12 protein-coding genes and 1 pseudogene are annotated in these 7,785 nt (G+C 47.6%); 2 read left to right on the top strand and 11 right to left on the bottom strand.

The window, feature by feature from the left end:
* Positions 1 to 8: 8 nt before the first annotated feature.
* The 5 genes from BZG79_RS09245 to BZG79_RS09265 form a co-directional block, all read right to left on the bottom strand.
* Positions 9 to 368: a hypothetical protein gene (locus BZG79_RS09245; protein ID WP_077678999.1), complete on the bottom strand. Its 360-nt coding sequence runs from the start codon at positions 366 to 368 to the stop codon at positions 9 to 11.
* A 495-nt stretch (positions 369 to 863) separates the two neighbouring features.
* On the bottom strand, positions 864 to 1,076 hold the full coding sequence (locus BZG79_RS09250; protein ID WP_077774247.1) for a DUF2897 family protein: 213 nt from the start codon (positions 1,074 to 1,076) through the stop codon (positions 864 to 866).
* Positions 1,064 to 1,762 carry a M15 family metallopeptidase gene (locus tag BZG79_RS09255; RefSeq protein WP_242414154.1) on the bottom strand — a complete coding sequence of 233 codons (699 nt, stop codon included), beginning with the start codon at positions 1,760 to 1,762 and terminating at the stop codon, positions 1,064 to 1,066. Before BZG79_RS09255 ends, BZG79_RS09250 begins: the two co-directional genes overlap by 13 nt.
* A complete protein-coding gene (gene dapE, locus BZG79_RS09260; protein ID WP_077774248.1) occupies positions 1,759 to 2,892 on the bottom strand; it encodes a succinyl-diaminopimelate desuccinylase in 1,134 nt (377 codons plus the stop codon). The genes BZG79_RS09255 and dapE overlap by 4 nt, the downstream gene beginning before the upstream one ends.
* A 38-nt stretch (positions 2,893 to 2,930) precedes the next feature.
* The gene (locus BZG79_RS09265) at positions 2,931 to 3,275 is read right to left on the bottom strand and encodes an ArsC family reductase (protein WP_077575941.1); all 345 of its coding nucleotides are present in this window, start codon (positions 3,273 to 3,275) and stop codon (positions 2,931 to 2,933) included.
* Between the two features lie 224 nt (positions 3,276 to 3,499).
* Here BZG79_RS09265 and BZG79_RS09270 point away from each other — a divergent pair, with 224 nt between their 5' ends.
* A complete protein-coding gene (locus BZG79_RS09270; RefSeq protein ID WP_077461603.1) occupies positions 3,500 to 3,778 on the top strand; it encodes a helix-turn-helix domain-containing protein in 279 nt (92 codons plus the stop codon).
* An 8-nt stretch (positions 3,779 to 3,786) separates the two neighbouring features.
* Here the strand turns inward: BZG79_RS09270 and BZG79_RS09275 are convergent, their stop codons facing one another.
* From BZG79_RS09275 to BZG79_RS16675, 3 genes are all read right to left on the bottom strand, one after another.
* A complete protein-coding gene (locus BZG79_RS09275) occupies positions 3,787 to 4,155 on the bottom strand; it encodes a DUF1499 domain-containing protein (RefSeq protein WP_199877685.1) in 369 nt (122 codons plus the stop codon).
* Between the two features lie 65 nt (positions 4,156 to 4,220).
* On the bottom strand, positions 4,221 to 4,463 hold the full coding sequence (locus BZG79_RS09280; RefSeq protein ID WP_242414156.1) for a DUF2956 family protein: 243 nt from the start codon (positions 4,461 to 4,463) through the stop codon (positions 4,221 to 4,223).
* Complete coding sequence (locus tag BZG79_RS16675; RefSeq protein ID WP_242414155.1) at positions 4,355 to 4,585, bottom strand: DUF2956 family protein; 231 nt, start codon at positions 4,583 to 4,585, stop codon at positions 4,355 to 4,357. The genes BZG79_RS09280 and BZG79_RS16675 overlap by 109 nt, the downstream gene beginning before the upstream one ends.
* A gap of 121 nt (positions 4,586 to 4,706) precedes the next feature.
* On the opposite strand from BZG79_RS16675, the gene BZG79_RS09285 reads away from it, so the two are divergent.
* The gene (locus BZG79_RS09285) at positions 4,707 to 5,177 is read left to right on the top strand and encodes a DUF2919 family protein (protein ID WP_077679003.1); all 471 of its coding nucleotides are present in this window, start codon (positions 4,707 to 4,709) and stop codon (positions 5,175 to 5,177) included.
* 49 nt (positions 5,178 to 5,226) lie between these two features.
* Here BZG79_RS09285 and crr read toward each other — a convergent pair whose 3' ends face one another.
* From crr to BZG79_RS09300, 3 genes and pseudogenes are all read right to left on the bottom strand, one after another.
* Complete coding sequence (gene crr, locus BZG79_RS09290) at positions 5,227 to 5,736, bottom strand: PTS glucose transporter subunit IIA (protein WP_077774250.1); 510 nt, start codon at positions 5,734 to 5,736, stop codon at positions 5,227 to 5,229.
* A gap of 39 nt (positions 5,737 to 5,775) precedes the next feature.
* Positions 5,776 to 7,474: pseudogene (gene ptsI / locus BZG79_RS09295) on the bottom strand (phosphoenolpyruvate-protein phosphotransferase PtsI).
* A gap of 50 nt (positions 7,475 to 7,524) precedes the next feature.
* Entirely contained in the window at positions 7,525 to 7,782 is a 258-nt protein-coding gene (locus BZG79_RS09300; RefSeq protein WP_025673281.1) for an HPr family phosphocarrier protein, read from the bottom strand.
* Between the last annotated feature and the right edge of the window lie 3 nt (positions 7,783 to 7,785).

Consider the following 7,785-nt stretch of genomic DNA (forward strand, 5'->3'; position numbering starts at 1 on the left):
GATCTCTTCTATTTACAAGTATCTGTTCGATTACTATCTAAAAGAAGTGTTTTTTCTGTAAACCAGTTTTTGGTGAAATCATCGACAGGGAACAGTTCTTTGTTATCAGCAGATACTTTAAAAGTAAATACGCCGTTTGACTTTAGCACAACGAGCTTTTCATCGTTCTTCGTTGTCATTTCATACTTTCTAGGCGACATACCTGCATATGCTTTACCACCTTGACAGAAAATCACTTCTTCCATAAGAGAATCTTTGTCTTGATTGATATAAACACCCTCTAGCCAATCTTGCGCAAATGAAGCATTAGCAAACAAGCTCGCCACTAACAAAAGACACCATTTTTTACACAGACTTTTTTTATTCATGTTATTTAGATCCTAAAGACGTACTATACAGATTAAAGTTAATGAACTGCACTATTCATTTATAAGCATAAACCGTAAATTAATGCGAAAAGAAATATACCCCCGAGTAAAAATACTGTCAACGCGAGAACCTGAGCCAATGCTAATGAAAGACAGCCTGGGAGATAGACAAAATGAAAGATGCTCGAGTTAGTGAATTGCTCTGAAGGCCTTGATATTAGTGAGACTTCGAGTAAATTTTATCACTCCCTCGTTTTCTATAGAAAAATAAAAAGGCTGATACCACAGCCTATTAATCCCTAAAAATTTTATCAAAATGGAACACGTTTATCATAATAGATATTAAGTTTGTCATCATGCACGTTACTGCGATCTCGTCCAATGTGTTTGCTTTGGTTGGGTCTTCATAGGAGCAGAGCGTAAACTTGGGTGAATGGTTCCATTGACTTGTTCAACAAACCAGGCCGCTGTAGCAACGAAGAGTCAGCCAAGCGCTTATTGGTCATCACGTTGATGGTGCGGAGCGTTGTCTTGATCTGACTGTGCTTTTGCGTCATCGTCAGACGCTGAACGTTGATGCTTATCAGGCTTGTCTTTGTATTTAAGCCCAAACTTGGCGTTGGCGGTGTATTTGAGCGCCATGATGTTACTCACGACCACGGCGACCACAATGGTAATAATCACATAAGGATTGGTTAGCCATTCCATCTTTCCACCTCGCATAAGTTGGTGACGTAAGTTGAATATATCCAATCTAATTGGCCGAGGATAGCGTCTTTCCCACAAATCGGCGCATGGGTGATCGCAGCTGCGAGCATATCCTGAGAGAAAGCGGATAACATTGATGCACTGGTGGCAATATGGCTGATGTGCCATGGCTCTCTGGCAACCCCGCCTTGGTATCTCGCATAAGGAAGAAAGAAACCAAATGCTGATACATTGGCATGTAGCCAAGAAGAAAAGGCCGCTTGCGGGCCACTGTCGTATTCGGGTGGGGTTAAAGCCAGCGGCTGATCAGGGATAAGAGACTGCTTATCGTACACATCCATGTCTGTTCCCCAATGATGTCGACTGGCGCCGGGTAACGCCGACCAGCGTAAGATCGCGTGCACCCGTTCCTTGTCTGATAAGCGGGTTATATCCATAGGTTGGCTGTGAGCATCAAGGACAGGCAGATCGCCGTTAAATTTACCATTCCAGATCGCCAACTGACGTTCAAAAGCGCGATAACCACTGGCGACTCTCAACGCGAACCCAGCACGACTCGCCGCCTGTTGTAAGGCGGCGACGTCAGATAACACATCCTGATGCAAACAGGGCGCCCCAGGTTGCGCGTTCATTGGTTGAAGGGCTGAAGAGTCTTGCCCAATCAACTGTGCTGCGCGTAGGCTCACGGTAGCGCCTTTTCCAACACTTTTTGGTACATGTCGGTCAGCTTTTCTAAGTCAGGAATACTCACACACTCATTGATCTTATGAATCGTGGCATTGACCGGACCCAGCTCAATCACTTGAGCGCCCATCTGGGCGATAAAACGACCATCGGAGGTGCCACCGGTTGTCAGTAATTGTGGCGTTTGATGATTCACCTCTTCAACCGCGGCCACAACTGCATCAAGCAAGGTACCTTCATCGGTCAAAAACGGGTCGCCACTGTGGGTCCATTCTAAGGTGTAGTCGAGCCCGTGCGCGTCCAGAATAGAATAAACTCGCTGTTTGATGGTTTCACTATCTAGCTCGGTACTAAAGCGGAAGTTAAATTGCGCATGACACTCACCCGGGACCACATTGGCTGCGCCGGTACCTGCCTCAATATTTGGGATTTGAAAGCTTGTCGGTGGGAAAAAAGCATTGCCATTATCCCACACTGTTTGCACTAACTCTGTTAGCGCTGGCATGGCCTGATGGACAGGATTACTTGCAAGGTGCGGATAGGCGACATGGCCTTGTACACCTTTAACGTACAAATCGCCAGTGATGGATCCGCGACGACCGTTTTTGACCACATCACCGACGTGATTCGTACTTGAGGGTTCACCGACAATACACATGTCGATTTTCTCATTTCGAGCCATCAGCGTATCGACGACGCGGGTGGTGCCATTAATAAAGGGTCCTTCTTCATCCGACGTGATCAGAAACGCGAGTGAACCCGAGTGGTCTGGATGCTCGGCAATAAAGCGCTCAACAGCCACAACCATGGCGGCGAGTGAGCCCTTCATGTCCGCGGCGCCACGTCCATGAAGGTGATCGTCAATGACAGTGGCTTCAAATGGCGGCGTATGCCATTGATCGCGCGGGCCAGCGGGGACGACATCGGTGTGGCCCGCAAACGTGAAGAGCGGCCCATCAGTGCCCCGTCTCGCCCAAAGGTTGGTGGTATCGTCAAACACCATGGTTTCAATCGTAAAGCCCAGGGCTTCTAATCGAGCAATCATTTGAGCTTGGCAACCCGCATCTTCCGGTGTGACCGACTCACGATTGATCAAGTCTTTTGCCAAAGCCAGCGTAGCAGTATCAGTCATTGGAGTTTCCTTACAGCAACAGTAAATAAGTGCTTACATTACGCGAAAATCTCAGCGTATTGGCTCTCTTTAAAGCCAAGATAGTACTTCCCTTCGTGTACGAGTAAAGGGCGTTTAATGATCGCTGGATTGTCTAACATGATCGCAATCGCACGGGGTTGGTCTAAGCTGGCTTTTTGTTCGTCACTTAGCTGGCGATAAGTGGTGCCACGCTTGTTAATCAAAGGCTCCCACCCTAATTCGGCAACAAAGGTCTGTAACATCTCGGCATCTAACCCCGTCTTGCGGTAATCGTGATACTGATAGTTAATGCCTTGGTTATCCAACCATTTAAGGGCTTTTTTTAGGGTGTCGCAGTTTTTAATGCCAAATACAGTTGTCATGGTCGTTATCATCATTATTTACGGACAATTAAGAGTGACATCGCTCAACATTGAACGCAATAGTGGGGAAGGGGCCGTTTGGCGATGCGATAAGGGATGAAGCGTGTGAAATGTGCCACTAAATGAGTCTGCAGCACGTCGATTTGATGGCCTTTTGATCAAACGCAAAGCCTCTTCGCAGGCGGCATGAATAATGGGAACATTCGTAACTGTTGGAGGTTCATATGGAACTAAACCCGGTATTCGCCCGGCGTCTCTATCTTGCCGTGTTGGTAGAAGAAATGGAACGCCCAAATGTGCCACGCCTTATCGAGGCGACAGGCTGGCCCCGTCGTACGATCCAAGATGTATTGAAATCACTGTCTGGGCTCGGTATTGATATGACTTTTATCCAAGATGGAAAGCGTCATAACGATGGTTACTACCAGCTTAAAGACTGGGGACCGTTCCGCCGTGATTGGGTCGAAGATAAAAAGCGCGATATTCGCTCTTATATCAACTAGCTGCTCGCTTAAGGCGTGATAAGCTCAGCGTCGGTTAAACGTTGGCGAATGACCTCGGCACGTTGACGGTTGGCGCCAAAGTCATAGTAGCCAATCCGAGATGCGGAGCGAAGGGCGAGTTGGTTGCCCTCAAGCGAGACTTCAACATCATCCACAAAGCGCAGCACCTTAGTGGTGAAGCGTAAGTGTGCGTAATTATCTTGCGAGATGACGACCTCAGCGCGCGGCATGGCGGCGATATGCGCGACAATGGCTGAAAACGCCACGTTGTCGTTGGCGATATCAAGCGGTGCCAGCTGGAATTTTTCTCGGGTATCTGCCGTAGACACACAGTTGGGGCTATCGCCACAGGCCGTCACTGGCGGATGTTTAGCCATCGTTTCTCCTTTGCTGCAGCCAACCAAAGTGATGATCCCTATAACCGTTATCAGTCGCTTCCACATTACGCCCTCACCAATATATAGCCAATGAACCCTATCCAGCTTACCACAAGTAAAAGCCATGGGAGACTGCTGTAGCTTTTATCCAACCCTGGTTCAGCGGGGCTGGAGTCATCGACTGGGGCTTGAGACGCTTTCACAGGCGCGGCGCTTGATGGTTTATTTTGTTGTTTTTTTCGTGCTTTATCCTGCTCGCGTGCTTTTGCTTTTTGTTCCTTTTTATATTGGGCAACCCCTTTTTCAATCCCTTTGCAATCAGTTTGGTCTGCGCTTTTGTTTGTCCCGGTTTTTGCGTGGCTTTCGCAACGCGCATGGCGTCTTGTTGCGTTTCTGGCGAAATCGTCGCGTTGGCTTTGGCTTTGGCCATAAGGGCTCCATGTAACGCTTAATAAATAACTCCACCCAAGGATAACAAATTTTACTTTTAGGCTTGCAGTTTTTATTGCATGTCGCCATGGTAAATATGTGACTTCTCAATCAATAAGCTTATGGATACATTTCATCACTTTGACGACAAAGGGTATATCAAGGCACCGCAGATTGCCGTGTTGTGTTTACTGTTATTAAGCCGCGCGTGGTGGCTATTGGCAATGGCTGGCGTGAGTCGAGAGCAGGGTAGTGAGTTGCTCGCGCTGGTTTATCCTGAGTTAAAGGCGTTTTATATAAGCTTGGCAATTGGCGTGGTGCCGCTCGGGTTGTTGTTATTAGTCGGTAACTGCGACAGAGCGCCTGAATGGCTAAGACAACACTGGCACATTGGCTATTGGTGGGTTTGGCTATTATGGCTATGGGAAGCTTATCAAGTCTGGCAAACGTTCATCGTCACTGGGGGGCAGTTTGATTGGCTGCTTGCTTTACACGGCCTTTGGCTAGCTTGGGCAAGCCTTTATTGGGCAAGAAGCCGACGCGTCAAACGCTTCTTTTTTCAGTTTACGAGTGATGGCCGAGCGATGGCTTAAAAAAAAACGCAGCCAATTGGCTGCGTTTGTCTAAACCAGAGACGGTTTATTAATTGGTGACGCGTAATACTGGGGTTTCACCCACAGTGACGGCACCTGATAGTTTGGTCAACTCTTTGATCTCATCCATATTCGAGATCACAACAGGTGTCAGTGTTGATTTCGCTTTCTCTTCGAGTGTCGCTAAATCAAATTCAATCACGGTATCACCGGCTTTAACCATTTGACCTTCTTCGGCAATGCGCTTGAAGCCTTCGCCTTTCAGCTCGACGGTGTCGATACCAAAGTGAACAAAAAGCTCGACGCCATCGTCTGACTCAATTGAGAAAGCGTGGTTGGTTTCGAAAATCTTACCGATAGTGCCGTTTACTGGCGCTACCATTTTGTCACCAGATGGCTTAATCGCAACACCATCACCGACGATTTTCTCAGCAAACACAACGTCAGGCACGTCTTCGATGTTGACGATCTCACCCGACAATGGGGCGATAATTTCAATAGCACTAGCGTCGTTGCTGTCTTCAGACACCAACTTCTTCAGTTTGTCGAACAGACCCATAGTGTTGCTCCTAAGCAGTAATTCTTTGCTGATTGTATATTAGCAAGCGGTTTTTTCCGCAATAAATTTTTCGACATAGGCCTCGATTTCTGCCGCAGTTGGCAAAGTGAGCGCTGTGTCGGCCATCGCTTTCACATCAGCAAAGTTGGCATTACGGATAATCTTCTTGATGCGAGGGATAGAAATGGCACTCATGCTGAACTCATCCAAACCCATTCCCATCAATAGTAACGTTGCTTTCTCATCACCTGCAAGCTCTCCGCACATCCCCGTCCATTTTCCTTCAGCATGTGAGGCATCAATCACTTGCTTGATAACCGTTAGTACTGCAGGAGACAGTGGATTGTACAGGTGCGAAATAAGCTCATTACCACGATCGACCGCTAAGGTGTATTGGGTCAAATCGTTAGTGCCGATGCTGAAAAATTCCACTTCTTTCGCGAGGTGGTGAGCGATTGCAGCCGCGGCCGGTGTCTCAACCATTACACCGATTTCAAGATCAGCATCAAAGTCGAGGCCTTCTTGGCGTAGCTCTGCTTTGTAAGTTTCAATCGCTTCTTTTAGCTCGCGGATTTCTTCGACAGAAATAATCATCGGGAACATGACACGAATTTTACCGTGTGCCGATGCGCGTAGAATCGCACGTAGCTGATCGCGGAGAATTTCGCGACGATCAAGACTGATACGGACGGCTCGCCAGCCCAAGAATGGGTTCATTTCTTCAGGCAGGTCCATATAAGGCAGATCTTTGTCACCGCCAATGTCCATGGTGCGAATGATCACTGGGTGACCATCAATCGCTTTTGCGACCGCCTTATACGCTTGATATTGCTCTTCTTCAGTAGGGAGCGAGTCACGGTCCATGAACAAGAACTCAGTGCGATAAAGACCCACACCTTCACCACCGTTACGGTTTACACCGTCACAGTCTTTTACTGTGCCCACGTTGCCGCACACTTCGACTTGGTGGCCGTCTAATGTGATAGCAGGCAAGTCTTTGAGCTTCGCGAGCTCGGCTTTTTCCGCGATGTGTTGATCACGAATCGCTTTAAACTTGTTGAGCTCGTCGTCAGAAGGATTAACGACAATTTGGTTGTTAATCGCATCAAGCACCAACATGTCACCGTTTTTAACATTGGCGGTGGCGTTGTTAGTGCCCACAATCGCTGGAAGCTCTAACGAGCGTGCCATGATCGACGAGTGCGAGGTGCGACCACCGATATCGGTGATAAAACCGAGCACATAATTCAGGTCAACCTGTGCTGTTTCTGAAGGCGTCAGATCATTCGCAACCAGGATCACTTCTTCGTTGATCGCGCTCAGAGACACCATGTTGATGCCGAGTGCGTTTTTAACAAAACGAGAACCAATATCACGGATATCTGCCGCACGCTCTTTCAGATAATCATCATCCAGAGATTCAAGCGTCACCGCCTGCTCTTCAATCACAGCGTNATTTGATGAAGCTGACAATCTCGTCTTCCAGCTCTTCATCTTCTAGTAGCATGATGTGACCTTCGAAGATCGCTTCTTTCTCTTCGCCGAAGGTTTCCCTTGCTTTGTCTTTGATCGCTTCGAGTTGCGTCTTAGACTGTTCGCGAGCATCCAATACGCGCTGAATTTCTTTTTCAATTCGAGACGCATCAATCTTATCTTTATTGATGACAACGTCTTCTTCTTGCAACAGCAGTGCTTTACCAAAAGCAATACCAGGTGATGCCAGGATGCCTGAAATCATAGCTTTACCTTACGTTTATCCAACTTAAAACCGATAGAAAAAGAGCCGGATTACTCCAGCTCGTCCATCAGTTTTACCAGGTGATCAACGGCTTGTTGTGCTTGCGCACCTTCAGCAGAGATAGTCACCTTGGTGCCTTTGGTCAAGCCAAGGGTTTGCAGTTTAAATAGGCTTTTCGCGCTCGCGCTCTTACCGTTTGACTCAACAGTGATGTCAGCGTCATAGCTTTTTGCTTCTTTGACGAACTGCGCCGCTGGACGAGTGTGTAGGCCGTTTTCTGCACTAATTTCAACTTGCTTCTGATACATGAT

This window comes from Salinivibrio sp. MA427 (assembly GCF_001996115.1).
Taxonomy (GTDB): domain Bacteria; phylum Pseudomonadota; class Gammaproteobacteria; order Enterobacterales; family Vibrionaceae; genus Salinivibrio; species Salinivibrio costicola.

Coding starts and splice junctions, on each gene's coding strand:
- BZG79_RS09245 (WP_077678999.1), bottom strand. CDS start 368: ATGAATAAAAAAAGTCTGTGTAAAAAATGGTGTCTTTTGTTAGTGGCG.
- BZG79_RS09250 (WP_077774247.1), bottom strand. CDS start 1,076: ATGGAATGGCTAACCAATCCTTATGTGATTATTACCATTGTGGTCGCC.
- dapE (WP_077774248.1), bottom strand. CDS start 2,892: ATGACTGATACTGCTACGCTGGCTTTGGCAAAAGACTTGATCAATCGT.
- BZG79_RS09265 (WP_077575941.1), bottom strand. CDS start 3,275: ATGACAACTGTATTTGGCATTAAAAACTGCGACACCCTAAAAAAAGCC.
- BZG79_RS09270 (WP_077461603.1), top strand. CDS start 3,500: ATGGAACTAAACCCGGTATTCGCCCGGCGTCTCTATCTTGCCGTGTTG.
- BZG79_RS09275 (WP_199877685.1), bottom strand. CDS start 4,155: ATGGCTAAACATCCGCCAGTGACGGCCTGTGGCGATAGCCCCAACTGT.
- BZG79_RS16675 (WP_242414155.1), bottom strand. CDS start 4,585: ATGGCCAAAGCCAAAGCCAACGCGACGATTTCGCCAGAAACGCAACAA.
- BZG79_RS09285 (WP_077679003.1), top strand. CDS start 4,707: ATGGATACATTTCATCACTTTGACGACAAAGGGTATATCAAGGCACCG.
- crr (WP_077774250.1), bottom strand. CDS start 5,736: ATGGGTCTGTTCGACAAACTGAAGAAGTTGGTGTCTGAAGACAGCAAC.
- BZG79_RS09300 (WP_025673281.1), bottom strand. CDS start 7,782: ATGTATCAGAAGCAAGTTGAAATTAGTGCAGAAAACGGCCTACACACT.